Here is a 25,575-nt window from a genome sequence, read left to right as displayed (position 1 = left end):
CCTTAGCGATTCAGCGACTTGTCCTTACTGTCGCGCCTTGAAACAAAGCGCTTCTTTCCTCTACCGTTTCAAGCCTCTTCATTATCCCGGGACCTTCACCGCCCATGCTGCCGGCCCGTTTGCGCACCTTTTTCCTACCTGCCTGCCTTGCTGCACTGGCGGTACTGGCTGCGTCCTTCCACCTGGAAAGCGTCCTCGGGCTGGTGCCCTGCCCGTTGTGTTTCAGCCAGCGGTTGCTGCTTGGAGTGTACGCAATGCTGTGCCTGGCGGCAGTGCTGCAGGCACCGGGTACGGCGGGCATTCGTTGTTATGCGCGGGCGACGCTGGGCTGTTCGCTGGCCGGGGCGTTGCTGGCAGCGCGACATGTGTGGTTGCAGGGGGATGACGGGGCCATCGCTGTCTGCCCGGTGCCGCTCGGGCGGCTGATCGAGCAATCCTGGGGCGAGGCAGCCCGGCAATTGTTGTTCGGCGGCCCGGATTGCAACTCGCTGACCTGGAGCTTCCTCGACCTGACCCTGCCCGAGTGGAGCCTGTTGGCGTTCCTGCTGCTGGCAATGCTGCCCTTGAGTTGTCTGCTGGCGTATCGTTTCCGCACCCTGGCGAGAACATGACTTGGCGCAAGGTTGCACCATTGGCACGACCAATGGCCGTGTAACTGGGTATTAAACACTTGTATGAACTTTGTCCGCTGCGTACCTTGAAGGGCAGCACGCGCGGGAATAATCTCCCTGCACGCATACCGAAAACACAACTGCTCGATGCCGCCTGCTGATGTCACCTTTGTGCTGCACGGTCGTGGTGCGAGGTGCAGCGGCATCTACCCAGAAGGGAAGAGATCGCCATGCTCGATAGTTGTCAGAACGCTCAGGAACGCTGGGGTGGGGTTCACAAACTGATCGACCGCTGGCTGGAGGAGCGCCAGGAACTGGTGCAGGCTTTCCGCGCGCTGCGCGATGCCAAGCCGGCCTTCGCCGACAAGGACACGAACGGGGACTTTTGCGCGCTCCTCGTTGACTACGTTTCGGCGTGGCATTTCGAAGTCTGCGAGCAGTTGGTCAGTGAGGCCAAGGCCTTCGGCGACGAGAAGGCGCTGAAGCTGGCCGAAGAGATCAACCCACGGATCAACGACAGTACTCAGGTCGCATTGGCCTTCAATGACCATTGCGCCAAGGGTGAGTGCAAAAACACCGAGCGCTTTGCCGAAAAGCTGGGCAAGCTGGGTGGCCTGCTGCACGAGCGCTTCGAACTGGAAGACTGCCTGATCGAAGTGTTGCACAACGCGCACAAGGAAGAAGGCGCATTACCGGCGTGAGTGTTGGCGTCAGTCGCCAACCGCCAGCAGTTCTATCTCGAACACCAGGGGGGTGTAGGGTGCAATCAGGTCGCCCGCACCCTCGGCGCCATACGCTAGCGCCGACGGGATCACCAGGCGCCATTTGGCGCCAGCGTGCATTTTTGGCAAGGCCACCTGCCACCCTTCGATGACTGAGTCCAGGCTGAACCACTGGGGCGTCTGGTTCTGGTCGAACACCGAGCCGTCTGGCAGCCTGCCCACATAGCGCACCTGCACCTTGCCACCGGCTTTGGGCTGCGCGCCCGTGCCTGTTTGCAGTTCGCTGTAGAGCACACCCTCCGGTAGTTCGTGCACGCCATAACGACCACGCTCGTTGGCCATGAAGCGTGTTTCGGCAGCTTGCAGCTTCTGCATGGCGGCATCGCCTTCCTGTGCTTCCTGCTGCTGGAGCAAAGCCTGCATGCGTGCCTTGTCGAGTTTCAGCGGTTGCCCCTGGTAGGACTGGCGCAGGCCTTCTACCAGCGCATCCAACTGCAGGCCCGGCATATCCTGGCGCAGCCGCTCACCCAGGCTGGCGCCGATGCTGTAGGCGAGGTCATGTTCTTCGCTGTCGGCCAGGGCGATGGGTGCCAGCAGGCATAAACCTAAAAGAAGATATCGAGGCATGGTCAGTTCCTGCGCCAATGAGCGGGGAAGTATGCCAGTGTTCCGATTTGTATTGTGTGCTCGCGGTCCCTGTAGGAGCGGCCTTGTGTCGCGACAGGGCTGCAAAGCAGCCCCGGCAATATCTGCGGTGGTGCTGAAATCAAGGGGCTGCTCCGCAGCCCATCGCGACACAAGGCCGCTCCTACAGGAGTGCTGTGCAATACAGATAACTGCCAAATATCAGCAATGATTTATTCAGCAACTACACTTGCTCGGAGCTGCAAGATAACAACTTTGCCCAGGCATGCAACGCGGCGTAAACAATACTGTCAACATGCCCTAGCGGCGGTAGCAGCAGAAGCATAGTATGAGCCGCAATCTCGTCAGCCAGGAGGTAAACCATGTCGGCTAAAAAGAAGCCAGTAAGCACGCCGTTACACCTGCTCCAGCAACTTTCGGGCAGCTTGCTCGAACACTTGGAAGATGCCTGCTCGCAAGCGCTGGCTGATGCGGAAAAACTGCTGGCCAAGTTGGAAAAGCAGCGTGGCAAGGCCCAGGAAAAACTGCACAACGGTCGCCTGAAACTGCAAGACGCGGCCAAGGCAGGTAAAGCCAAGGCGCAGACCAAGGCGCAAAAAGTCATTGGCGAACTTGAAGAACTGCTCGACTCCCTCAAGGAACGTCAAACCCAGACTCGTTCTTATATTCAGCAACTCAAGCGCGATGCCCAGGACAGCCTCAAGCTGGCCCAAGGTGTAGGCAAGGTTCGCGAAGCTGCAGCCAAGGCGCTTGACCAGCGTGCTGCCAAGACCTCCAAACCGGCAGCCGCCAAACCCGTCACCAAGGCTGCTGCGGCCAAACCTGCAGCCAAGCCGGCCGCCAAGGCCACTGCTGCTGCCAAACCTGCAGCCAAGCCAGCCGCCAAGGCCACTGCTGCTGCCAAACCTGCGGCCAAGCCAGCCGCCAAGGCCGCTGCTGCTGCCAAGCCTGCAGCCAAACCAGCTGCCAAAGCCACTGCTGCTGCCAAACCTGCAGCGAAGCCAGCCGCCAAAGCCACTGCTGCTGCCAAGCCTGCAGCGAAGCCAGCCGCCAAGGCCACTGCTGCTGCCAAACCTGCAGCCAAGCCAACTGCCAAGGCTACTGCTGCTGCCAAACCTGCGGCCAAGCCAGCCGCCAAGGCCACTGCTGCTGCCAAACCTGCAGCCAAGCCAGCAGCCAAAGCCACCGCAGCCGCTAAACCTGCAGCCAAGCCAGCGGCGGCCAAAACGCCAGCCAAAGCCGCTGCTGCCAAGCCGGCCGCGAAACCAGCTGCCGCCAAGGCCCCAGCACGTACGGCCGCCAAACCCGCCGCCAAGCCAGCAGCTGCCAAGCCTGTTGCCAGCAAGCCAGCCGAAGCCAAACCGGCTACGCCAGCCGCCAGCAATCTGGCCGCCGCGACCAACTCGGCCACCCCGGCAGCTTCGGTAGCGCCATCGGCACCTGCCAGCACCCCGGCTCAGGCACCGTCTTCGGCGTCCTGAAGCGCTGCCGCCGCGACGCGCAATCCAACCAGCGCGTCGTGGTGGCGGGCCTGGTCCGGCGCCAGCCGGGCCAGCCAGTCGTCCATGGGCTCATGGGCGCTTGCCGGCCATTGTCGCGAACGCTCCTGCAAGCGTTCCAGCAAGGCTTTCTCGGCCTGTAATTCCAACCCTTTAACCTGCTCACGCAACGCCGCCAGCTGCGCATCACTTTGCGCTGCTGCTCGCCACTGTTGGCGCAAGCTACGTAATGGGTTGACCACTTCGCGCTGCCAGGGCTCGGTAACCTCGCGCAATGCCTGTACGCGTTCGTCCCGCACGGCCACGCCACGCGCCTGCAGCCAGGTTGCGCACAGCAGCAGACAGACATCGCCACCCAGCGCCTGCAGTTCAAGGCAGGCGGCTTCCACGCCGGGCCTGGCGTACAGGGCCAGGGCGTGATTCCACAGGTCGGTGTGCATGGTTCCACTCGCGCTATGGGCCGAGGAAGCTGGTAGACTCCGCGACCATCATGATCAGACTATCCAACCTCACTTTACAGCGTGGTCCGCAGCGCTTGCTAGAAGGCGCCGAGATGACCCTGCACACCGGTCACAAGGCCGGCCTGATCGGCGCCAACGGCGCCGGAAAATCCAGCCTGTTCGCCTTGCTGCGCGGTGAGCTGTCGCCCGATGCCGGCGATTGCCAGCTGCCCGGTGACTGGCGCATCGCCCACATGCGCCAGGAGGTCGATACCCTCGACCGCCTGGCCGTGGACTATGTGCTCGACGGTGACGTGCGCCTGCGCAAGGTCCAGGCCGAACTCGCTGCGGCCGAGCAGGCCCACGACGGTACCGCCCTGGCGCGCCTGCACATTGAGCTGGATAGCGCCGACGGCTATACCGCCGACGCCCGCGCACGCAAGTTGCTGGCCGGCCTTGGTTTCACCAACGAACAGATGGACCGCCGCGTCGGCGACTTCTCCGGTGGCTGGCGGATGCGCCTGAACCTGGCCCAGGCCCTGATGTGCCCCTCCGACCTGCTGCTGCTCGACGAGCCCACCAACCACCTGGACCTGGACGCTATCCTGTGGCTGGAGGACTGGCTCAAGGGCTACCCCGGCACGTTGTTGCTGATCTCCCACGACCGCGACTTCCTCGATGCCGTGGTCGACCATGTGCTGCACGTCGAGCAGCGCAAGCTGAACCTGTACAAGGGCGGCTACACTGCCTTCGAGCGCACCCGGGCCGAGCGCCTGGCGCAACAGCAGCAGGCCTACGAGAAACAGCAGGCCCAGCGTGCGCACATGGAAAAGTACATTGCCCGCTTCAAGGCCCAGGCCACCAAGGCCCGCCAGGCACAGAGCCGGATCAAGGCCCTGGAGCGCATGGAGGAGCTATCGGCGGCGCATGTCGATTCGCCGTTCGACTTCGTTTTCCGCGAGTCGCAGAAAATCTCCAGCCCGCTGCTGAGCCTGTCCGAAGGCCGCCTGGGCTACGGTGACAAGGCGATCCTCGACAAGGTCAAGCTGCAGCTCACCCCCGGTGCGCGCATTGGCCTGCTCGGCCCCAACGGCGCTGGCAAGTCGACCCTGATCAAGAACCTCGCTGGCGAGCTCGAGCCACTATCGGGCCGCCTGGTGCGGGGTGAGAACCTGGCCGTGGGCTACTTCGCCCAGCACCAGCTGGACTCTCTGGACGACAAGGCCAGCCCGCTGCTGCACCTGCAGCGCATTGCTCCCACCGAGCGTGAGCAGACCCTGCGCGACTTCCTGGGCGGCTTCGACTTCCATGGCGATCGCGTCGACGAGCCGGTGGTGAACTTCTCCGGTGGTGAGAAGGCCCGCCTGGCGTTGGCCCTGATCGCCTGGGAGCGACCGAACCTGCTGCTGCTCGACGAACCGACCAACCACCTCGACCTGGAAATGCGCCTGGCGCTGACCATGGCCCTGCAGGAGTTTGCCGGTGCCGTGGTGGTGGTGTCGCACGACCGTCACCTGCTCAAGAGCACCACCGACGACTTCCTGCTGGTGGCCGACGGCAAGGTCGACATCTTCGATGGTGACCTGGACGACTACAGCCGCTGGCTGGTCGAGTACCGCCAGCGCAGCGCGCCGGCCAGTACCACCCCGGTCAACCCGGACAAGACCGACAAGAAGGCCCAACGCCAGGCTGCCGCAGCCTTGCGTCAGCAACTGGCCCCGCACAAGAAGGCTGCCGACAAGCTGGAAGCCGAGCTCAACCAGGTGCACGCGCAACTGGCCGAGATCGAGACCGCGCTGGGTGATGGTGGCCTCTACGACGCGTCGCGCAAGGACGAGTTGCGTGACCTGCTGGCGCGCCAGACCAAGCTGAAGCAGCGCGAAGGCGAACTGGAAGAGGCCTGGATGGAAGCGCTGGAAACCCTCGAAAGCATGCAGGCCGAGCTCGAGGCGCTGTCCTGATGGAGGAACTGCGTTCGCTGCTGCCAGGGCAATGGATGGACACCTTCTGGCTGGGCTTGCAGATACTGTTGATCCTGGTAGTGGCCTTCGTCCTGCAGCGCATCGTTGCACGCGGGCTGAGCCGCCTGAGCCAGCGTTACCCGTTGCCGCCGGAGCTGCTGGTGCCGGTGCGTGGTGGCCTGCGCTGGCTGATCATGGGCAGCGCGTTGCTGTTCGTGCTGGAGCGCCTGGGTGTATCGGCGACGGTACTGTGGACAGCACTGTCCGGCTTCGTCGCGGTGGCAGCAGTGGCTTTCTTCGCCATGTGGAGCGTGCTGTCCAACCTGCTGTGCGCGGTGCTGATCTTCACCGTCGGGCCGTTTCGTATTGGTGATGTGGTCGAACTGGTCGACACCCTCGACAAGCCGGGCGTCAAGGGCCGGGTGATTGCCATCAACCTGCTGTTCACCACGCTGATGGAAATGCCCGAGGCGGGCGGGGCGCTGGTGCAGGTGCCCAATAGCCAGTTCTTCCAGAAGTCAGTACGGCGCTGGCGCGGGGCTGAGGTGCAGTCCATGCACAAAGAGTCGTCCGCCGAGGTGGATTGATTAATCCTGTACGGCCCTCTTCGCGGGCTTGCCCGCTCCCACAGGAAATCCATAGCCTTTGAGAGCAGCGCAATACCTGTGGGAGCGGGCAAGCCCGCGAAGAGGCCGGTACTGACGGAGTAAATCCTGCAAAATTTACTGGTTATTTTTTCACCAACACCTTAGCTTAACGTTTTGCAACATATGTCCGAGCGAGGTGTGTGATGTCGATGGAAGTGTGGTTGGGCTTCTTTGCCGCCTGTTGGGTGATCAGCCTTTCACCCGGCGCCGGGGCGATTGCCTCGATGTCCAGTGGCCTGCAATACGGTTTCTGGCGTGGTTACTGGAACGCCCTGGGCCTGCAACTGGGCCTGATCCTGCAGATCGCCATCATCGCCGCCGGCGTCGGTGCTGTTCTGGCTGCCTCGGCCACGGCGTTCCAGATAATCAAATGGTTCGGTGTCGCCTACCTTGTCTACCTGGCCTACAAACAGTGGCGTGCGCTGCCCTTGGACATGAGCGATGAATCCGCCGTGCGTCCGATCGGCAAACCGCTGAGCCTGGTGTTCCGTGGTTTCCTGGTCAACGTCAGCAACCCCAAGGCGCTGGTGTTCATGCTGGCGGTGCTGCCGCAGTTCATCAATCCGCATGAACCGCTGTTGCCCCAGTATGTGGCGATCACCGTGACCATGGTCGCCGTGGATATGCTGGTGATGGCGGGGTATACCGGGTTGGCTGCGCGGGTGTTGCGCTTGCTGCGTACGCCCAAACAGCAGAAGCGTTTGAACCGGACTTTCGCCGGGTTGTTCATTGGCGCGGCCACCTTCCTGGCGACTCTGCGTCGCGCGCCAGTCTGACAGACCGTATGTAGGCCATTCGCGGGCTTGCCCGCGAATGGGCCACCTCTATTTCTGCTTGTCCACCAACCCCTTGAGCAAATCCACCGGCAGCGGAAAGACGATGGTCGAGCTCTTGTCCCCGGCAATCGTCCCCAGCGTCTGCATGTAGCGCAACTGCATCGCCCCTGGCTCCTTGCTCAGCATCTGCGCCGCCTGCATCAACTTCTCCGACGCCTGCAACTCACCTTCGGCATGGATCACCTTGGCCCGACGTTCACGCTCGGCCTCGGCCTGGCGGGCAATGGCGCGCACCATCGATTCGTTGAGATCGACGTGCTTGATCTCGACGTTGGCCACCTTGATACCCCAGGCATCGGTCTGTGCATCAAGCACCTGACGAATGTCCGAGTTCAGTTGCTCGCGTTCGGCCAACAGTTCATCCAGTTCGTGCTTGCCGAGCACCGCGCGCAGCGTGGTCTGGGCCAGCTGGCTGGTCGCCACGAGGAAATCCTCGACCTGGATGATCGCCTTCTGCGGGTCGAGCACTCGGAAGTAGAGCACGGCGTTGACCTTGACCGAGACGTTGTCGCGGGTGATCACATCCTGAGGTGGTACATCCAGCACCACGGTGCGCAGGTCCACCCGCACCATTTGCTGGATTACCGGGATCAGCAGGATCAGCCCCGGCCCCTTCACCTGCCAGAAGCGCCCCAGTTGGAACACCACGCCGCGCTCGTATTCGCGCAGGATGCGGAACGCCGACAGCAACAGCATCGCCAGCACGATCAGCACCGCGCCGAAGCCCAATTGCATGAACATGGTCATTCTCCTTGCGCCGCGGGCGCGGCGGCGCTCACTTCCAGCATGACGCCATGGCGCGCGGTCACCCGCACGTTCTGGCCCGCTTGCAGTGGCGTTGCACACTGCGCTTGCCATTGCTCGCCCTGGGCCAGCACAAAGCCACAGAACGGGTTGCCCGCCATCACCTGTGTGACGGTGACCAGGCTGCCGACCAGGCCGGCGTCACCGCTGACCAGCGCCCGTCGGCGGGCCTTGAGCGCCATGCCCAGCACACCGCCGATCAGCAGCGCCGAGAGCACCGCCAGGATGCCGATCAGGGCCAGCGGGATACCGAAGCCAGGGGCATCGGTGTCGATCAGGATCAGCGCGCCGACCACGAAGGCGACAATGCCGCCAAAGCCGACCACGCCGAAACTGGGCAGGAAGGCTTCGGCGATCATGAAGGCGATGCCGAGCAATATCAGCGCCACCCCGGCGAAGCTCACCGGCAACAGCTGCAGGGCATATAGCGCCAGCAGCAGGCATATACCGCCTACCACGCCGCCGACCGTCGAGCCGGGGTTCATGAATTCGAACAGCAGGCCGTACACACCGATCATGATCAGAATCAGCGCCACGCTGGGGTTGGTGATGACCGCCAACACCCGTGTGCGCCAGTCCGGCAGGTGCTCGACCAGGTTGGCGCCGGCGGTCTGCAGTTGCAGGGGCTGGCCAGCGACAGTGAGCGTTTTGCCATCGAGCTTGTGCAGCAGGTCACGCAGGTCATCGGCCATCAGGTCGATAACGTCAAGCCTCAAGGCCTCGCTGGCGGACAGGCTGACCGCCTCGCGCACGGCCTTCTCCGCCCAGTCGGCATTGCGCCCGCGCAGCTGCGCCAGGCCACGGATGTAGGCCGCCGCATCGTTGACCTGCTTGCGCGCGAGGGTATCGTCATCGCTGCCTTTGGCCTTGTCATCCTTGGGCGTGCCTGGCGGAGCACCGACCTGCACGGGGGTTGCGGCCCCCAGGTTGGTACCGGGCGCCATGGCCGCGACATGGCTGGCATAGAGGATATAAGTGCCGGCGCTGGCGGCGCGGGCTCCGCTGGGGGCGACGAAGGTTGCGACCGGCACTGGGCTGGCGAGAATCGCCTTGATCATCTGGCGCATGGCGCTGTCCAGCCCGCCCGGGGTGTCCATGCGGATAACCACCAGTTGTGCACCCTGTGCCTTGGCCTGGTCGAGGCTGCGCACCAGGTAGTCTGCGCTGGCAGGGCCGATGGCGTCATCGACACCCAGCACCCAGACTGCACCAGGCGCTGCCTGACCGCCTGGCGTAATGCCAAGCAGCAACACCAGCAACAGCCAGCGCCAGCAGCGGGCGATCACCTGTCGTCACCTCGTTTGCCTCTATTGCACAAGTTTAGCCCTGCCTGCTGGTACCCGGCCTAAAATTGGAAATTGGGGGGCGAAACCGGAGGTGCATCATGCGTATGGCAAAGACCCTGCAGGATCGCCTGGACAAGGCCAACTGCGATTACGACATCATTCCCCATCCACATTCGGCCACCAGCCTGGAGTCGGCCCGTACGGCCGGCGTGCCCGCCGAGCGGGTCGCCAAGTCGGTGATGCTCGATGACCGTCATGGCAACTACATCATGGCCGTGCTACCGGCCAACCGGCATCTGGACATGACCAAGGTGCGCATGTCCGGGGCCTGGCAACTGACCCGTGAAAGCGGCCTGCCGAGCCTGTTCGGCGACTGCGAGCGCGGTGCCGTACCGGCCCTTGGCGATGCCTACCAGATAAAAATGCTGGTCGACCCGAGCTTGACCCGCCAGGGCGATGTCTACCTGGAAGCGGGTGACCACGATCACCTGATCCACATGAGCATGGAGCAGTACATGAAACTGGTGCCGCACGCCGAAGTGCGCGAGCTGTGCTGATGTTTTCACACCAATGCCGGGCGGGCGTCGTGGACGGCTTGCCTGGCTCTCAGGAGGAACCATGGAAGCGCCGATTCATCCCTTTGCCGAGCTGTTCAAACAACTGGGCCTGCCTGACGATGCGGTGAGCATCGATCAGTTCATCGCCAGCCACTCGCCACTGAAGAACGACATCAAGTTGGTGGATGCGCCGTTCTGGACCGCTTCCCAGCGCGAGTTTCTCAACGACAGCATCAATGAGGATGCCGACTGGGCGGAGCCATTCGATCAACTCAACGAAGCGTTGCGCCGCCCTCGAAAATAAAGCGCCGAGTGGCACCTGACGAGTGATTGGCCGTTGCTATGCTCAGGAAAACAACAAGGGGATAGCGCGATGAAAGATCCCTACGCACCGGGTTTCTGGTGCTCCGTGACGATCCTGGGCACCCTGACGGCCAGTTACTTCTACGGCATCAGGCAATCGCAACAGATGAACCAGGCAGTGCACTTCCTGTATGCCGCTGCCGCCGTCACCGTGGCGGTTGCACTGGTGGCGCTGGCCTGGATCGCCTGGCAGCAACTGCACCTGAACAAGCGCGAGGTGGTGCAGGGGCGAACGTTGCTGACCATCTGGAACACCAAGGTTGCGCTGCGCCGCGTCGAGACGGTGTTCGACCGCTACTTCTGGGGCAGCTACTGGCATTCGGGGCGCACCTTCGAAGAGGTCATGGGCGAGCTCAAGGGCACGCCGCTGGAGCAGAGCCTGGATGCCCTGAAACGCCAGTGCCGCTTGCTCGACCGCGAAATTCATGACCACCACCACCACTGGCTGGCCAATGCCCGCGACCTGTCCAGCGTGGCCCAGGCCATGGCCCGTGAACGCTACCAGCTGGATCTGGGCGAACCAACCCGCAGCGGCAATGGCAACACTGCCGTGCTCAATCGGGATCTGGAAGTGCTGGTGTACACCTGGTCGGCGCGCCTGCGCAGCTTCGACCATCAGCTGGACGAACTGGAGCGCGCCTACCATTGAGGTGCTTCATTCACCGCGGATGTATTGCTCCAGTTGCAGGATCAGGCTGGCCTGTTCGGCGATGGTTTCCTTGACCAGGTCGCCGATCGACAGCAGGCCGAGCAGCTGGCCATTGTCGACCACCGGCAGGTGGCGCAGGTGGCGGTCGGTCATCAGGTTCATGCAGTAGTCGAGCTTCTGCTTCGGTTCCACGGTGACCACCGGCGCACTCATGATCTCGCGCACAGGGGTGGCGGCGGACGAGCGGCCCTTGAGCACCAGTTTGCGCGCATAGTCCCGTTCACTGACGATACCCACCACCTGGTTGGCCTCGACCACCGGGAGCGCACCGACGTTTTTTTCCGCCAGCATTTTCAGTGCGTCGAGTACCGAGTCATCCGGGCCGATGGTGTACACGGTCTGATGCTGGGACTTGGTCTTGAGGATTTGTTCGACGGTCTTCATACGGGCCTCTGCTGGGGAAAAAGCGATGTCTCGGAGTAAATAAAGCATCCGGCACGGCGCTCTGCACGGCAATGCAGGAAACGGCATCGAGTCGATTGAAAAACGTCATGAGTTGTCGCCTGTGCCGGCCTCTTCGCGGCTAAAGCCACTCCCACAGGGATAGCACCTGGCTCGAGGCCGATGCGGTCGAGGTGGGAGGCTTTAGCCGCGAAGAGGCCGGTAGAGTTGGCTCAGAGCTTCGGCATCTGCCCGATCCGCGCCACCATCTCGCTCACCACCTGCAAGTCCAGCATGAACTGCTCCACGGTCTTGAACTCGTTGTCGTTGTGCCCGGTGTACTTCACATCCGGCATGGCCAGGCCGAACTGCACGCCGTTAGGCAGGTCGTGTACCGAGGTAGCACCCGCCGAGGTGCCGAACTCGTGCTTCATGCCCAGGTTCTCGGTGGCAACGTCCAGCAAGGCCCTGACCCATTCGCCTTCGGGGTTGCGGTACATCGGCTCGTCCAGGCTGTAGTCGAAGGCCACCGAGGTATGGCTCTGCCGGGTCCATTTGCCCAGCTTGTCAGCCAGTTCGTCCTTGATCTTGGCAATGGGCTTGCCCTTCGGAATGCGCAGGTTCACCGCCAGTTTCAGGCCTTTTTCATCCACCCCGACAAAGGTCAGCGAGGCGGTCAGCGGGCCCATGAACGAATCCTTGAAGGCCACGCCGAGCTTGTTGCCCAGGTAGTCCAGGCCCCAGTTGTCGGCGGCATAGCGGGCGGCATCGGTGAAGTGGTTGTGCTTGAGCGGCACATCCTTGCCCAGGCCGTTGATGAAACCAAGCATGCGCGCCACCGGGTTGACCCCGGACTCCGGCTCCGAAGAGTGGGCGGAAACGCCGGTCACGGTGAGCAACACCTGCTTGCCATCGGCCTTGGCAGCGATGCTGAAGTCGCCGCCATTGCGCTTCACGTAATCGGCGCCGGCTTTTTCCAGCTGGCTGGCCAGCTTCGCCGGGTTGTCGGTGACCAGGGTCGCGACCGAGGTTGTCGGGATCTGGTTGGTGGCCAGGCCGCCGGTCAGGTTGACGATCTCGGCACCCTTGCCACTGGCCTGGCGCTTGCTGAAGCTGGCCATGATCGTGCCGTAGCCTTTCTCGGCGATGACCACCGGGTAGCCGCCATCGAGGGCCAGGTTGTAGTCGGGCGTGGGGTTGCGCTCGAAGTAGTAGGGGATGGCATCACCGCTGGTTTCTTCAGTGGTGTCGATCAGCAGCTTGAACTGGCGGGCCAGCGGCAGGTTTTCGTCCTTGGCCACTTTCAGCGCGTACATCGCCACGACAATGCCGTTCTTGTCGTCTTCGGTGCCGCGGCCGTACATGCGGTCACCGACCAGGGTGACCTTGAACGGGTCCAGGCGCGTGCCATCGGCCAGCTTCCAGTTGTCCGGGTTGACCGGCACCACGTCGGCGTGGGCATGGATGCCGACCACTTCCTTACCGCTGCCCAGCGAAATCTCGTACACCCGGTTGTCGATATTGCGGAAAGCCAGGCCGAAGCTGTCGGCCAGGGCCTTGATCTTTTCGGCGATCCTGAGGAACTCGGGGTTCTCGTGCTGCGGCGTGCCTTCGACATTGAAGGTGGGGATGGCCACCAGTTCACGCAGGGTTTCGCTGGCAGCCTTGCCGTACTTGATGCGGGTATACAGGCCGAGCAGGCGGTTGATCTCGTTCTGCTGCTCGGCGGCCAATGGCTTGCCGGCCAGGTAGGCATCCAGGGTTGCCGCGAGGTTGTCGGCCTTGGCCAGGTCGCTGCCTTTGAGCTTGCCGAGGAACTGCTTGAAGTCGCTTGGGTCGCTGCCGTCGAAGGCTTTGACGATGGCCGCGGACTGCTGCTGGGTAAGGTTGGCCTGTGCCGGTTGGGTGAACAGGCCGATGCTGGCCAGCAGCAGGGTGGTGGCGGTAAGTTTTTTCAGGTGCATGGTTGTGCGCATTCCTTCGCCAATCATTGTTGTGGGTTACCCGTCGGGAAACGGGAAGACGCCCACGCTAACACCAATGACCCGTGGCACGGGAGTGCCAGAAACGCGACATGTCGCACAAACGAAAAAGCCCCGGGCGCGTTGCCGGGGCCTTTCCAGTGCTTCCAACGGTGATTACAGCCCGTTGGGCAGGAACCTCGTGGCACCGCTGACATCGTCGATCTTCTTGATGCGGAAGGCCTTGATACAGGTTTCGTTGCGGGTATTGCTGTCCGGGCAGTATTGCTGGACGAAGTCGTTGAAGGCCATGTCCTGGCCATTCACGCTGAGGACGCGCTTGAAGTACTCGCCCTGGATGCCCTGCGCCTGACGCGATGCGGTCATTTCCTGGTCGACGACCAGGCGACCGTGCAGGTCGACGGTGGGGAACTTGGCTTCTTCCTGCAGGCAGCCGCTCAGCAGCAGGCCGGCCGTGGCCAGCATGATCAGACGTAGCATGATGTTGTCTCTGCAACGGGCGGTCACGGCCTGCGGGCCGGGACCGCACCTGGATGGTTACTCGCCGAACAGGCTGCCGGCGCGTTTCACTTCCGCCTTGCCGGCGTCCTCGAGCAGCGACTTGGCGCCCGAGGTGACGTTGCGTGCGGAGTCTGCATTGGACTGGATCACGTCGGTGCGTGCAGCGCTGTCGCGCAGTTCGGCATCGATGTAGTCGTTGGCGCGGGCGACCTTTGCCTTTTTCGCTTGCAGGGCCAGGCGACGCTCTTCCAGCTCCAGCGCACGCAGGTCGTCCTCGTAGGCTTCTTCGCGGGTCTGCACGCGCTTGCGCTCGGCTGCTTGCGCCTGCTGTTTCTCGGCGGCACGCTGCGCGGAGGCACGTTGGGCCGCTGCGCGCTGCTGGCGGGCAGCAGCTTCGCGAGCTTCGGCGCGCTGCTCGGCGGCGGCGGCCTGGCGCAGGCGTTCGGTTTCCAGGGCGGCTTCGGATTGCTTGGTCTGCTGTTCGATCTGGTAGAGCTGATCGAACTGGCCTGCCATGGCAGTGGCGGCAGACAGTGCGAGGGCGGTGCCCAGAACAATGTGCTTCATGTGCTCAGGCCTCAGCTCTTTTTCGGATCTGGGCAGGTCGCATTTGGCTGGATGCGGGTTTCGTTGGAGATGGTCATGACCATCAGGGAGATGCCCCCCACTTCGAAATCGCACGGGCGGCCAACCTGGGCGGAGGTGTAGATCTTGCCGTTTTCCGAGTAGCCGATCAGTACGCCGGGCACCAGCGAGGTATCGCTGACCAGGGACCCTGCCAGTGCGCCGGCGCCACCGCCTGCCACGCCGCCGATGATCGCGGTGTCCTTGTTGTGGCCTGCACCCAGCGCCGCGCCACCCAGCGCACCCAGTACACCACCCACCATCATTGCGGCTTTCTGGTTCTTCTCGTTGCTGACCTTGATCTTGGTCGGCGAGACCGTGATGATTTTCACGGTCTTGGCTTCCTGCTGGGTGTTTACCTGGCTGGCATCGAACACATCGGATTGGTATTGCTCACCGGTCGCCTGGCAACCCACGAGGGTGGCGGCGATGGTCAAGGCCAGACAGTGTTTCAGCATTTTCATTCCTGATTCCCTGGAGGGTATGGTTAACCTTGCGACGATCCATCTGAAGGATGAGGCATAATGCCACTATTCTAAGCAGATGGATCCAACCAGGTAAAGCCATCAGGACTAAAGCCGGCTTCAGTAAGCGCCAAACGAAATAACGCGAGCAGGCCGACACTGTCTTGCAGAAGCGACAAAGCCCGCGCAAGGCGGGCTTTGTGAGGGGTATGGCGCACTCGGCGGGATTCGAACCCACGACCCCTGCCTTCGGAGGGCAGTACTCTATCCAGCTGAGCTACGAGTGCAACGCGCACGCATGATACCCATCTGATCCGATGGCGTCCATCGCCTTGATCTGTAGCTGTTTTTACCTTTCGCCGAGAAGAGGCCGGCAGAAGCAATCACAAACGCATCTATCCATATGCGATATCGATATTTCCACGGCAGTTATTATGCCCTCTATTCTCTGGTCACAACTTGTTATAACAAGTATCCGATCAGCGAAGAGACCCCATGGCCGAACTGCTCCCCCTGTCCCCGGTACCGCTTTACACCCAGCTCAAGGAATTGCTGCGCGAGCGCATCCTCGACGGCACTTATCCATCGCATAGCCGCATGCCCTCGGAAAGCGAACTGGGCAAGGCTTTCGACGTCAGCCGCATCACCGTGCGCCAGGCGCTGGGCGACCTGCAGAAGGAAGGGCTGATTTTCAAGATCCACGGCAAGGGCACCTTCGTCGCCAAGCCCAAGGCTTTCCAGAACGTCAGTACCCTGCAGGGGTTGGGCGAGTCGATGACGCAAATGGGTTACGAGGTGATCAACCGCCTGCGCAGTTTCCGCCATGTGCCAGCCAATGCATTGGTGGCCGCGCGGCTGCAGGTCGAGGAGGGCAGCCTGGTCACCGAGATCCGCCGAGTACGGCTGATCAACCGCGAGCCGGTGTCGCTGGAGCTGACCTGGTTGCCCAAGGCCGTCGGCGAAAAACTGGAAAAGGCCGACCTTGTCACTCGCGACATTTTCCTGCTCCTGGAAAACGACTGCGGCATTGCCCTTGGCCACGCCGACCTGGCCATCGATGCCGTGCTGGCCGACAGCGACCTGACCCAGGCCCTGGATGTTGAAGAAGGCTCGCCGATCATGCGCATCGAGCGCCTGACCCATGCTGCCGACGGTACGCCACTGGACTTCGAACACCTTTACTACCGCGGCGATGCTTTCCAGTACCGCCTGCGCATCGACCGCCAGAAGGGGAGCAAGGCATGAGCATCCAGACCCAGGACTACGACATCATCGTCATCGGTGGCGGTACCGCCGGGCCGATGGCGGCGATCAAGGCCAAGGAGCAGGACAAAAACCTGCGCGTGCTGCTGCTGGACAAAGCCAACGTCAAGCGCAGCGGAGCCATCAGCATGGGCATGGATGGCCTGAACAACGCGATCATCCCAGGCCATGCCACCCCCGAGCAGTACACGAAGGAAATCACCGTGGCCAATGACGGCATCGTCAACCAGGCCACGGTGCATGCCTACGCTACCCACAGCTTTGAAACCATCGAGCAACTCGACCGCTGGGGGGTGAAGTTCGAGAAGGACGAGACCGGCGACTACGCGGTGAAAAAGGTTCACCACATGGGCGCCTACGTGCTGCCCATGCCCGAAGGCCACGACATCAAAAAGGTGCTGTACCGTCAGCTCAAGCGTGCCCGGGTCGAAATCAGCAACCGTATGGTCTGCACTCGTGTGCTACTCGATGGTGAAGGTGCGGCCGCTGGTGTGCTGGGTTTCGATTGCCGTAGCGGCGAGTTTCGCGTGGTGCGGGCCAAGGCGGTGATCCTTGCCTGCGGCGCGGCCGGGCGCCTGGGCCTGCCGTCGTCGGGCTATCTGATGGGCACCTACGAGAACCCGACCAACGCCGGTGATGGCTACGCCATGGCCTACCATGCAGGTGCCGAACTGGCCAACCTCGAGTGCTTCCAGATCAACCCGCTGATCAAGGACTACAACGGCCCGGCCTGTGCCTACGTCACCGGCCCACTGGGTGGATATACCGCCAACAGCAAGGGTGAGCGCTTTATCGAGTGCGACTACTGGAGCGGCCAGATGATGTGGGAGTTCCATCAGGAACTCGAGGGCGGCAATGGCCCGGTGTTCCTCAAGCTCGATCACTTGGCCGAGGAAACCATCCAGAACATCGAAGAGATCTTGCACAGCAACGAGCGCCCCAGTCGTGGCCAGTTCCACGCCGGGCGTGGCACCGATTATCGCCAGCACATGGTCGAGATGCATATCTCGGAGATCGGTTTCTGCTCCGGGCATTCGGCGTCGGGGGTGTGGGTCAATGAAAAGGCCGAGACCAGCGTCAAAGGGCTGTATGCCGCGGGCGATATGGCAGCGGTGCCGCACAACTACATGCTCGGGGCCTTCACCTATGGCTGGTTTGCCGGTGTGAACGCTGCGCATTACGTGACCGGGCGCGAACTCGCCGAGGTCGATGCCGAACAGGTCGAGCGCGAGCGCGCGCGGGTGTTTGCCCCGCTGCAGCGTCAGCATGGCCTGCCGCCGGCGCAGGTCGAGTACAAGCTCAGACGCATGGTCAACGATTACCTGCAACCGCCGAAGGTGACCAAAAAGATGGAAATCGGCCTGGCGCGCTTTGCCGAGATCGAACGTGACCTGGACCAGATGAAGGCCAGCAACCCTCATGAACTGATGCGTGCGATGGAGGTTTCGGTGATTCGCGATTGCGCCGAGATGGCGGCGCGGGCCTCGCTGTTCCGCGAGGAAAGCCGCTGGGGGCTGTACCACCACCGGGTGGACTTCCCTGAGCGCAATGATGGCGAGTGGTTCTGCCATTGCCATCTGAAAAAGGGCGAAAACGGTGAAATGACCAGCTTCAGGAAAGCGGTCGAGCCTTACCTGATTGCGTTGGACGCAGAAGAGCAGACCGCCTACGACCAGCTGCGGGTAAAGGCCGATGCAGCCTAGGCGACGCTGTGTCCTGTGAACACTTCGAAGAACGAGGGCCGCAGGCCCCGAGGACTCCGTGAAATGGCCTACCAGCCGCAAGAAATCTTCTTCCGCAGCAGCGCCCCCGTCACCATCGACGAAGACAAGTGCATCGCCGAAAAAGGCTGCACCGTCTGCGTGGAGGTTTGCCCCATGGACCTGCTGGCGATCAACCCGGCCACGCAGAAGGCCTACATGGCCTTCGACGAATGCTGGTACTGCATGCCCTGCGAAAAGGACTGCCCCACGGGTGCGGTGAAGGTCGACATCCCATACCTGCTGCGCTGATTCATCCCGCCATCCGGCGCACCACCGGACGCCCTCCTGCTGTGCCCCTCGTTTCCCACCACCCAAGCCGGGCGGCGGAGACGACCCAACTCTTATAACGACTCGAGGGGAAACACCCATGCGCCTTGTTGCAACCGTGGCCGGCCTCGTGCTGGCGCTCACTGGCCTGAATGCCAGCGCCGAAACCATCCGCATCGCCATTGGCACCCAGGACACCACCATCAACTGCGCCACTGGTGGCCTGCTGATACGCGAGCTTGGCCTGCTGGACAAGTACCTGCCGCATGACGGCAAATACAAAGATGCCAAGTATCAGGTGGAGTGGAAGAACTTCACCAGCGGTGCGCCACTGACCAATGAAATGGTCGCTGGCAAACTCGACTTCGGTGCAATGGCCGACTTCCCCGGGTCGTTCAACGGTGTTGCTCACCTGGATGCCGGCAAGCGCAGCCTGTTCATAAGCGTGCTGTCGGGCAGCGTGCACGGCAGCGGCAATGGCATCGTCGTACCGGCGGCGTCCAGCGTGCAGTCGCTGGCTGAACTCAAGGGCAGGACCATTTCCGTGCCGTTCGCCTCCACCGCCCACGGCATGCTGCTGCGTGCCGTAGCAGCCCAGGGCTGGGACCCGCAGAAGGATGTGCGAATCATCGCCCAGGCGCCGGAAATCGCCGGTTCCGCCCTGCGTAGCAACCGCATCGAGGCCCATGCCGACTTCGTGCCGTTCGCCGAACTGTTCCCCAACCGCGGCTTCGCCCGCAAGATCTATGACGGCGCCCAAGCCAACGCACCGACCTTCCATGGCGCTTTGGTCGATGCCGATTATGCGAAGAAGTACCCCGAAGTGGTCACCGCCTACCTGCGCGCCAGCCTCGAAGCCGATCGGCTGATCGCTGCGGAACCTGAGAAGTACAGCGAGTTGATCGAGAAAGTCACCGGCATCGAGGCCGAGGTCAATTACCTGTTCCACGGCCCGCTCGGCCTGCAGACCCGCGACCTGACATGGAAGCCTGAATACCGTCAGGCAGTCGCAACCTCCATCGATACGCTCAAGCTGCTTAAAAAGACCGACCGCGGCCTCGACACCGACAAGTTCATCGACGACCAGTACATCCGTGCGGCCTTCAAGGAGGCTGGCCTGGACTACGACAAGGCGCTGAAAGACTATGATCCGCAGCCACTCAAGGCCAATGACGCGCTGACAGGCAAACCGATCACCGACTTCAGCCGCCTGGCACAGATCTGGGTGCGCGGCGAAGGCAAGGTCCGCCACTACGCTTCGCCGGAGGCCGCGCTTGGCGCCTTGGCCCAGCTGGAGCACGAGGGCAAGGACATCCGCGCCATCTACGCCCAGGCCGCCGACAGCGGAATCAAGTTGCTGGCGAACCAGGCCTGGTTCGTGCGTAACGCCAAGGGTGAACTGGCGGCGTTCCTGCTCAAGGACCAGGCCGAGCAGTATGCCAAGGCCCATGGCGGTGAAGCGCTGGACTTCGTCAGCGCCAACCAGAAGCTGGTCGCCCAGCGCTGACCGGGAGGCACCGACATGACCTGCAACCTCAAGCGCTGGACGGTGCGCCTGGTTTCGCTGCTGGCCTGCCTGCTGTTCTGGCAGGTCGCGGCGAGCGTGAAGCTGGACCTCGGGCTGCTGACGTTCACCTATGTCCCCACACCGAAGGCGGTGCTGGCAGCTGGCTGGCAGTTGCTGACCTCCAGCACCCTGCTGGCGCACCTGGGCAGTAGCCTGTCACGGGTTTTTGCCGGATATGGCGCCGCGGCGCTGATTGGCGTGGCCCTGGGGTTGTTGATCGGCCGCTCGAAATGGGCCGAGGACACCCTGCTGCCGCCACTCGAAGTGCTGCGGCCGATTCCGGCGGTGGCGTGGATCCCGCTGGCGATCCTGATGTTCCCATCATCGGAACTGTCGATGGTGTTCATAACGTTCACTGGCGCGCTTTTCCCGATCCTGCTGAACACCGTGCACGGCGTCGAGGCCATCGACCCGCGCCTGGTGGCGTCGGCGCGCAGCCTCGGTGCAGAGCGTTGGTCGATCCTGCGCGAAGTGGTGTTGCCTGGAGCGTTGCCAAGCATCGTCACTGGCCTGGCCATCGGCATGGGTACTTCATGGTTCTGCCTGGTCACCGCCGAGATGATTTCCGGACAGTTCGGTATCGGCTACTACACCTGGGAGTCGTACACCTTGCAAAACTACCCGGACATCATCGTCGGCATGCTGCTGATCGGCGTGCTGGGCATGGGCAGCAGCGCCCTGGTCAAGCGCCTTGGGGAGTTGGCCACGCCTTGGTACCGCACGCGGAGGGCCAGTTGATGAACAGTTATCAACCAGCACCAGGGCGTATCGACGGGCGTGGCCTGTCGATACGACTGGGGCATGGCAGCGAAGCATTCGAGGCGGTGCAGCGTCTGGACTTTGCCGTAGAGCCTGGCGAGTTCGTCTGCATCCTTGGCCCCTCCGGTTGCGGCAAGTCGACGTTGCTTGGCGCCCTGGCCGGGCACCTGGTGCCCAGCAGCGGCCAGTTGAGCGTGGATGGCCAGGCCGTTGGCGGGCCGTCACCACAGCGTGGCATGGTGTTTCAGCACCACACCTTGCTGCCTTGGCGTAGCGTGCTCGACAACGTGGCCTTCGGCCTGAAGATGCAGGGCCAGGGCCGCGCCGAACGTCGCCGGCAGGCTCGTGAAATGCTGCAACTGGTGGGGCTGGCCGACTTTGCCGGGCGCTGGCCCAGTCAGTTGTCCGGCGGTATGCAGCAACGGGCCGAGATTGCCCGGGTGCTGATCAACCGACCGCGCCTTTTGCTGATGGACGAACCCTTCGGTGCCCTGGATGCGCAAACCCGTGCACGCATGCAGGAGCTGTTGCTGGATATCTGGGCAAGCATCCGCACCACCGTGGTGTTCGTCACCCACGATATCGACGAGGCGCTGTTCCTGGCCGACCGTATCCTGGTGATGAGCCCGCGACCTGGCCGCTTTATCGAAGACCTGCACCTGGAGTTTCCGCGCCCACGCCGCGCCAGCCTGCTGACCAGCCCTGAATTCACTCACCTCAAGCGTCACTGTCTGGCCTTGCTCCGTCACGAGGAAGGCCGCGAACTCCCGCGCCTGACCCCGCTGGGCCTGCCGGACACTGAGCACCCACCGCTACGGATCGCGCTATGACTGAACGAACGACTGACAACCCCGACATCCTTGCTCTTCTGCCTCGCCTTGGTGCCGCTGATGCAGGCGTGCGCCGCATCGCCCTGATCGAACTGGCCGACCTGGAAGACCCGGATGGCTTGCCATGGCTCACCGATGCACTGCTGGTGGATGTCGCCGACGAGGTGCGTGCCGAGTCCGCGCGCCTGCTCGAGGCCTGGGAAGAACCCGAAGTTGTGCAGGCCCTGTGTGCTGCGCTGGCCGATGCTGCCGAGCCGGTACGGCTGGCTGCCGCCCAGAGCCTCAGCGAACTCAAGAGCCTTGAAAACGGTCAGCTGATCCTGCCATGGGTCAAGCATGCCGATGCCTTCGTCCGTGCAAGCGCCCTGCGTGCCTTGCGCGAGTTGCGCCTGGAAGATGCTGCAGAGCCTGCACTGCTGGCCCTGGCCGATGGCGACGCCGCGGTCCGGCGTGAGGCAGTGGGTATTCTTGGCTGGCTCAAGCACCAGCCGGCATTGCCAGCATTGGCAAAGCTTGCCGCAGACGAGCCGGACACCGAGGTGCGCCGCGCGGCCATTGGTGCGCTGGGCCTCGCCCGCGACAGCGCGGTGGTGCCAGCATTGGTGGCTGCATTGGCTGACAAGGCCTGGCAAGTGCGTGAAGAAGCCGCCACCACGCTAGGCAAGGTGGGCCTGGCCCCAGCAGGCCCGGCACTGGTAAATGCTCTTGCCGATGACTTCTGGCAAGTACGTCTGCGTGCGGCGCGGTCTCTGGGGCGGCTGCGTCACGTTGCGGCCCTGGACGCGCTTGGCGAGTTGCTTGGCCACGGCATTGCCAACCTGCGCAAGGAGGCGGCTCTGGCCCTGGGTGAGCTGGGCCAGGCGCGTGCCTTGCCGGTGCTGCAGGCCGCCGAGGCCGATAGCGATCCCGAGGTGCGCAAGGCTGTGCGGATCGCCATGGCGCAACTGCGCGGGGCCTACTGATGAAAGCCCCGCAAGCTATTCGCAACATGCGCGGGCCCGGGCAACTGGTGCTGCAATGGCAAGACGGCGAACACAGCCTCAGCCATGCCCGCCTGCGCGGTGCTTGCCCCTGTTCACAATGCCGAACGGCACGGCTGCAGGGGACCATCAGTCTGGTGCGCGATGATGTGCGCGTGGTGCAAATCGAGCCGCAAGGATATGGCGTGCAGCTGGTGTTCAGCGATGGGCATGAACGGGGTATCTACCCTTGGGCTTACCTGCGTGACCTGATTGCCCTGTGAGTCTTCTTCGCGGGCATTCGCTGTCGCATAGAGACCTGAATTCGCAAGCGGTCCGCGTACCCTGTGGGAGCGGCTTTAGCCGCGAAGAATCCAACGCGGTGCATGGCACCGGCTGCGCCGGTGTTCGCGGCTAAAGCCGCTCCCACACGGTGTAGTTCTATGAGGAGGGGCATGCCCGCTCCCACAGGCTCAGAGCGCAATCAGCTCCGGCCTCAACCCTTCGACCCGGCGCACCGGCGGCGTCAGGTAGCCGCCATCCCCGGTGACCTGGTGCAGCACCTTCTCCCGCAGCTCGTGAAGTGCCGCGCCCGTACGCAACCGTGGGTGTGGCAGGTCGATCTCCACCACCGACTTGATCCGCCCCGGGCGCGGTTCCAGAACCACCACCCGGTCGGCCAGGTAGGTGGCCTCTTCGGCGTCATGGGTGACCAGCAGCGTGGTGATGCCTGCACGTTCGCGAATAGCCAGCAGCTCGTCCTGCAGTTGCTGGCGGGTAAGCGCATCCAGCGCGCCGAACGGCTCGTCGAGCAGCAGGATACGCGGGCTGGCTACCAGGCCTCGGGCGATCGCCACGCGCTGGGCCATGCCGCCGGACAGCTGGTGTGGGTAGGCTGACTCGAAGCCGACCAGCCCCACCAGTTGCACGAACTCGTGTACCCGCCGCGCGCGCTCACCCTGGGTGAGCGGTTCGTTGACCAGGCCCAGGGCAATGTTCTGTTCCACGCTCAGCCAGGGGAACAGCCGGTGCTCCTGAAACACGATGCCGCGTTCGCTACCAATGCCGCTGACAGTGTGGCCGTCCACACGGATGTTGCCGCTGTAGTCGGTATCCAGCCCCACCAGCAGGCGCAGCAGAGTAGATTTGCCACAGCCGGAAGCACCAACGATGGCGATGAATTCGCCTTGGTTGATCGACAGGTTGAAGTTGCGGATGGCTTCCAGCGGCTGGCCATCGACGCTGAACACTTTGCCGACCCCCTCGAAGCTGACCAGGGGTGGGGTGGCATCGGGCTGGTTGGCCGCGTGCAGGTGCGAGGTGTTGAAGGCGTTCATGCGGTTCTCCAGCGCGTGGCGCGCGATTCGAGGCGTTGTCCAAGGGTGCCGAGCAGGGCGCCGACCAGGCCGATCAGCAGCATGGCGGCCATTACCTGGTCCATGCGGAACAGCTGCTGGGCGCCGATCATCAGGCTGGCGATGCCTCCGTCCGAGGGCATGAAGTATTCGGCACCGATGGTGCCCAGCCAGGCGTAGATCAGCGACAGGCGCAGGCCGGCAAAAATGGCCGGGGCTGCGCCGGGTAGCACCAGCAGCCGCAGGCGTTGCCACAGGTTCAGGCGCAGGGTGCGCGCCGCTTCGCCCAGCTGTGGCGAGAGGCTGGCGATACCGCGCTGGGTGGCGATCAGCAACGGGAAGAACGCAGCCATGCCGACGAATACCTGCTTGGCCCCTTCACCCAGGCCGAACCAGGCTGTGAGCAGCGGCACCCAGGCAAACAGCGCCACCTGACGCAACGCCGACAGGCTAGGCCCGAAGATACGTTCGGCATTGGCCGAAAGCCCCAACAGCAAACCGGCCAGCAGGCCAGCGCTACCGCCCAGCAGCAAGCCGGCCAAAGCGCGCTGCAGGCTCAGCAGCAAGGCTTGCGGCAGCGAACCATCGGCCAGGCCGGTCAGCAGGGTGCGCAACACTTCAAGTGGTGAGGTCAGGATGTTGCTGTCTACCCAGCCAAAACTGCTACTGAACTGCCACAGGGCCAACAGTGCCAGTGGCAGCAGCAGGCTTTGCCAACCCCGCGGCACGGGGCCACGGTGCTGCTCCCCTGTGGCCGCTTGCGGCCAGTACAGCAGGCGCTTTTCCAGGGCCGAGAAGCCGCGCTCCAGCAGTGCGCCGACCAGGCCGATCACCAGGATGCACAGCAGCACCAGGTCGAGCATGAACAGCTGCCGTCCCCACACCATCAGGTAGCCAATCCCTTCGCTGGAGGCCAGCAGTTCGACCGCCAGCAGCGAGGTCCAGCCGGTGGCCAGGGCGAGGCGTACGCCGGTGAGGAAGGCGGGCAGGGCAGCCGGTAGCAGCAGGCGCAGGAACAGTAGATGGCGAGGCAGGCGCAGCACCGCAGCGGCCTCTCGCAGCTTGGGCTGGGCATCGCGTACACCGACCAGCGTGTGCAAGGTGACGGGGACCACCACGGCTTTCACCAGCACCACCAGCTTGAGCAACTCGCCGATCCCGAAGAACAGCATGAACAACGGGATCCAGGCCAGGGTAGGAATCTGTGCCAGCGCCACGAAGGTCGGCAGCACCAGCGTTTGCGCCCGCCGCGAAGCTCCCAGCCAAACACCCAGCAGCAACCCGCTGCCGATGCCGACCGCCAGCCCCCAGAACAACCGCTGCAAGCTTATCCACAGGTGCCCCCACAGCTCGCCGGAGCCAAACTCCACCGCGCTCTGCCAAACCAATGCTGGCGCCGGCAGAATCTGCTCGCTCATCCAGTGCTCCCGGCTGGCCACTACCCACAGCACGGCAATTGCTGCAGGCACCAGGTATGCGAGGCCTTTGTAGGAGCGGCCTTGTGTCGCGATAGGGCCGCACAGCGGCCCCCGGAGCCACCTCCGATTCCTGCTCAGAATTCCATTCATCGGCCATCTCTCAAGACGTTGTTAGATTATTCATTTATGGAATTAAAAATTCTGAAAAATGACTTTCAAGAGATAAGAGCATGCGTTTCATGCATACGGAAGCCCCCCGCCGTTGCGTTTTCCTCATATTTTCCATGCGCTTTTCGCAAGCCTGTCGCAGGCCCGCATGCCGCCTGATTTATGCCATTCAGTTACTGAAGAATGAATTTTCT

Annotated in this window: 28 protein-coding genes and 1 tRNA gene; 17 read left to right on the top strand and 12 right to left on the bottom strand. The window is 63.0% G+C overall.

The features are described from left to right. Window positions 1–104 precede the first annotated feature (104 nt). Together IMX18_RS23510 and IMX18_RS23505 are read left to right on the top strand one after the other, a co-directional pair. Window positions 105–611: a disulfide bond formation protein B gene (locus IMX18_RS23510; protein WP_015268544.1), complete on the top strand. Its 507-nt coding sequence runs from the start codon at window positions 105–107 to the stop codon at window positions 609–611. A 230-nt stretch (window positions 612–841) separates the two neighbouring features. Continuing rightward, window positions 842–1,312, top strand: coding sequence for an Rsd/AlgQ family anti-sigma factor (locus IMX18_RS23505; RefSeq protein WP_015268545.1), 471 nt, complete (start codon window positions 842–844; stop codon window positions 1,310–1,312). A gap of 9 nt (window positions 1,313–1,321) precedes the next feature. On the opposite strand, the gene IMX18_RS23500 is transcribed toward IMX18_RS23505, so the two are convergent. After that, window positions 1,322–1,960 carry an FKBP-type peptidyl-prolyl cis-trans isomerase gene (locus tag IMX18_RS23500; RefSeq protein ID WP_015268546.1) on the bottom strand — a complete coding sequence of 213 codons (639 nt, stop codon included), beginning with the start codon at window positions 1,958–1,960 and terminating at the stop codon, window positions 1,322–1,324. Window positions 1,961–2,340: 380 nt separating this feature from the next. On the opposite strand from IMX18_RS23500, the gene IMX18_RS23495 reads away from it, so the two are divergent. Next, window positions 2,341–3,459 carry an AlgP family protein gene (locus tag IMX18_RS23495; protein ID WP_015268547.1) on the top strand — a complete coding sequence of 373 codons (1,119 nt, stop codon included), beginning with the start codon at window positions 2,341–2,343 and terminating at the stop codon, window positions 3,457–3,459. Here IMX18_RS23495 and IMX18_RS23490 read toward each other — a convergent pair. Next, entirely contained in the window at window positions 3,435–3,917 is a 483-nt protein-coding gene (locus IMX18_RS23490) for a TIGR02444 family protein (protein WP_100413102.1), read from the bottom strand. The genes IMX18_RS23495 and IMX18_RS23490 overlap by 25 nt on opposite strands. A 50-nt stretch (window positions 3,918–3,967) precedes the next feature. Here IMX18_RS23490 and IMX18_RS23485 point away from each other — a divergent pair, with 50 nt between their 5' ends. From IMX18_RS23485 to IMX18_RS23475, 3 genes are all read left to right on the top strand, one after another. Further along, complete coding sequence (locus IMX18_RS23485; RefSeq protein ID WP_015268549.1) at window positions 3,968–5,878, top strand: ATP-binding cassette domain-containing protein; 1,911 nt, start codon at window positions 3,968–3,970, stop codon at window positions 5,876–5,878. Next, entirely contained in the window at window positions 5,878–6,465 is a 588-nt protein-coding gene (locus tag IMX18_RS23480) for a mechanosensitive ion channel family protein (RefSeq protein ID WP_015268550.1), read from the top strand. Before IMX18_RS23485 ends, IMX18_RS23480 begins: the two co-directional genes overlap by 1 nt. Window positions 6,466–6,668: 203 nt before the next feature. Continuing rightward, on the top strand, window positions 6,669–7,301 hold the full coding sequence (locus IMX18_RS23475) for a LysE family transporter (protein ID WP_015268551.1): 633 nt from the start codon (window positions 6,669–6,671) through the stop codon (window positions 7,299–7,301). 48 nt (window positions 7,302–7,349) lie between these two features. On the opposite strand, the gene IMX18_RS23470 is transcribed toward IMX18_RS23475, so the two are convergent. Next, complete coding sequence (locus IMX18_RS23470; RefSeq protein ID WP_015268552.1) at window positions 7,350–8,102, bottom strand: slipin family protein; 753 nt, start codon at window positions 8,100–8,102, stop codon at window positions 7,350–7,352. Between the two features lie 2 nt (window positions 8,103–8,104). Continuing rightward, the gene (locus tag IMX18_RS23465) at window positions 8,105–9,451 is read right to left on the bottom strand and encodes an NfeD family protein (RefSeq protein WP_015268553.1); all 1,347 of its coding nucleotides are present in this window, start codon (window positions 9,449–9,451) and stop codon (window positions 8,105–8,107) included. Window positions 9,452–9,549: 98 nt separating this feature from the next. Between IMX18_RS23465 and IMX18_RS23460 the strand changes: the two genes are divergently transcribed. The 3 genes from IMX18_RS23460 to IMX18_RS23450 all read left to right on the top strand — a co-directional run bounded on the left by IMX18_RS23460 (window position 9,550) and on the right by IMX18_RS23450 (window position 11,020). After that, the gene (locus IMX18_RS23460) at window positions 9,550–10,008 is read left to right on the top strand and encodes an aminoacyl-tRNA deacylase (protein WP_015268554.1); all 459 of its coding nucleotides are present in this window, start codon (window positions 9,550–9,552) and stop codon (window positions 10,006–10,008) included. A 61-nt stretch (window positions 10,009–10,069) separates the two neighbouring features. Further along, on the top strand, window positions 10,070–10,312 hold the full coding sequence (locus tag IMX18_RS23455) for a DUF2789 domain-containing protein (RefSeq protein ID WP_015268555.1): 243 nt from the start codon (window positions 10,070–10,072) through the stop codon (window positions 10,310–10,312). 69 nt (window positions 10,313–10,381) lie between these two features. After that, the gene (locus IMX18_RS23450) at window positions 10,382–11,020 is read left to right on the top strand and encodes a hypothetical protein (RefSeq protein ID WP_015268556.1); all 639 of its coding nucleotides are present in this window, start codon (window positions 10,382–10,384) and stop codon (window positions 11,018–11,020) included. A 6-nt stretch (window positions 11,021–11,026) separates the two neighbouring features. Here the strand turns inward: IMX18_RS23450 and IMX18_RS23445 are convergent, their stop codons facing one another. The 6 genes from IMX18_RS23445 to IMX18_RS23420 all read right to left on the bottom strand — a co-directional run bounded on the left by IMX18_RS23445 (window position 11,027) and on the right by IMX18_RS23420 (window position 15,319). After that, window positions 11,027–11,464: a CBS domain-containing protein gene (locus tag IMX18_RS23445; RefSeq protein ID WP_015268557.1), complete on the bottom strand. Its 438-nt coding sequence runs from the start codon at window positions 11,462–11,464 to the stop codon at window positions 11,027–11,029. Window positions 11,465–11,694: 230 nt separating this feature from the next. Continuing rightward, window positions 11,695–13,425: a dipeptidase gene (locus tag IMX18_RS23440; RefSeq protein ID WP_217190263.1), complete on the bottom strand. Its 1,731-nt coding sequence runs from the start codon at window positions 13,423–13,425 to the stop codon at window positions 11,695–11,697. Between the two features lie 174 nt (window positions 13,426–13,599). Continuing rightward, entirely contained in the window at window positions 13,600–13,923 is a 324-nt protein-coding gene (locus IMX18_RS23435) for a hypothetical protein (RefSeq protein WP_015268559.1), read from the bottom strand. Window positions 13,924–13,980: 57 nt separating this feature from the next. Beyond that, window positions 13,981–14,511, bottom strand: coding sequence for a DUF5384 family protein (locus IMX18_RS23430; protein WP_015268560.1), 531 nt, complete (start codon window positions 14,509–14,511; stop codon window positions 13,981–13,983). 11 nt (window positions 14,512–14,522) lie between these two features. Continuing rightward, on the bottom strand, window positions 14,523–15,026 hold the full coding sequence (locus tag IMX18_RS23425) for a hypothetical protein (RefSeq protein WP_015268561.1): 504 nt from the start codon (window positions 15,024–15,026) through the stop codon (window positions 14,523–14,525). Window positions 15,027–15,242: 216 nt separating this feature from the next. After that, window positions 15,243–15,319: transfer RNA gene (locus IMX18_RS23420), tRNA-Arg, on the bottom strand. A gap of 208 nt (window positions 15,320–15,527) precedes the next feature. On the opposite strand from IMX18_RS23420, the gene IMX18_RS23415 reads away from it, so the two are divergent. From IMX18_RS23415 to IMX18_RS23380, 8 genes are all read left to right on the top strand, one after another. Next, entirely contained in the window at window positions 15,528–16,277 is a 750-nt protein-coding gene (locus tag IMX18_RS23415) for a GntR family transcriptional regulator (protein ID WP_015268562.1), read from the top strand. Next, complete coding sequence (locus tag IMX18_RS23410; RefSeq protein ID WP_139657342.1) at window positions 16,274–17,998, top strand: fumarate reductase/succinate dehydrogenase flavoprotein subunit; 1,725 nt, start codon at window positions 16,274–16,276, stop codon at window positions 17,996–17,998. Before IMX18_RS23415 ends, IMX18_RS23410 begins: the two co-directional genes overlap by 4 nt. A 63-nt stretch (window positions 17,999–18,061) precedes the next feature. Then, the gene (locus IMX18_RS23405) at window positions 18,062–18,307 is read left to right on the top strand and encodes a 4Fe-4S dicluster domain-containing protein (RefSeq protein ID WP_008096634.1); all 246 of its coding nucleotides are present in this window, start codon (window positions 18,062–18,064) and stop codon (window positions 18,305–18,307) included. 118 nt (window positions 18,308–18,425) lie between these two features. Further along, window positions 18,426–19,832, top strand: coding sequence for an ABC transporter substrate-binding protein (locus IMX18_RS23400; protein ID WP_100413099.1), 1,407 nt, complete (start codon window positions 18,426–18,428; stop codon window positions 19,830–19,832). Window positions 19,833–19,847: 15 nt separating this feature from the next. Continuing rightward, complete coding sequence (locus tag IMX18_RS23395) at window positions 19,848–20,630, top strand: ABC transporter permease (protein WP_137137832.1); 783 nt, start codon at window positions 19,848–19,850, stop codon at window positions 20,628–20,630. Then, complete coding sequence (locus IMX18_RS23390; protein ID WP_054573374.1) at window positions 20,630–21,481, top strand: ABC transporter ATP-binding protein; 852 nt, start codon at window positions 20,630–20,632, stop codon at window positions 21,479–21,481. Before IMX18_RS23395 ends, IMX18_RS23390 begins: the two co-directional genes overlap by 1 nt. Further along, window positions 21,478–22,443 carry a HEAT repeat domain-containing protein gene (locus IMX18_RS23385; protein WP_015268567.1) on the top strand — a complete coding sequence of 322 codons (966 nt, stop codon included), beginning with the start codon at window positions 21,478–21,480 and terminating at the stop codon, window positions 22,441–22,443. Before IMX18_RS23390 ends, IMX18_RS23385 begins: the two co-directional genes overlap by 4 nt. Continuing rightward, window positions 22,443–22,724, top strand: a complete 282-nt coding sequence (locus IMX18_RS23380; RefSeq protein ID WP_217190261.1) for a DUF971 domain-containing protein — start codon at window positions 22,443–22,445, stop codon at window positions 22,722–22,724. The genes IMX18_RS23385 and IMX18_RS23380 overlap by 1 nt, the downstream gene beginning before the upstream one ends. 189 nt (window positions 22,725–22,913) lie before the next feature. Here IMX18_RS23380 and IMX18_RS23375 read toward each other — a convergent pair whose 3' ends face one another. Both IMX18_RS23375 and IMX18_RS23370 read right to left on the bottom strand, forming a co-directional pair. Next, the gene (locus IMX18_RS23375; protein WP_015268569.1) at window positions 22,914–23,777 is read right to left on the bottom strand and encodes an ABC transporter ATP-binding protein; all 864 of its coding nucleotides are present in this window, start codon (window positions 23,775–23,777) and stop codon (window positions 22,914–22,916) included. Next, window positions 23,774–25,363, bottom strand: coding sequence for an ABC transporter permease (locus IMX18_RS23370; protein ID WP_225903914.1), 1,590 nt, complete (start codon window positions 25,361–25,363; stop codon window positions 23,774–23,776). The genes IMX18_RS23375 and IMX18_RS23370 overlap by 4 nt, the downstream gene beginning before the upstream one ends. Window positions 25,364–25,575 lie beyond the last annotated feature (212 nt).

It is taken from the genome of Pseudomonas shirazica, assembly GCF_015168335.1.
In the GTDB taxonomy this organism is placed as follows: domain Bacteria; phylum Pseudomonadota; class Gammaproteobacteria; order Pseudomonadales; family Pseudomonadaceae; genus Aquipseudomonas; species Aquipseudomonas asiatica.
This window is presented reverse-complemented; position numbering and strand designations above follow the sequence as displayed.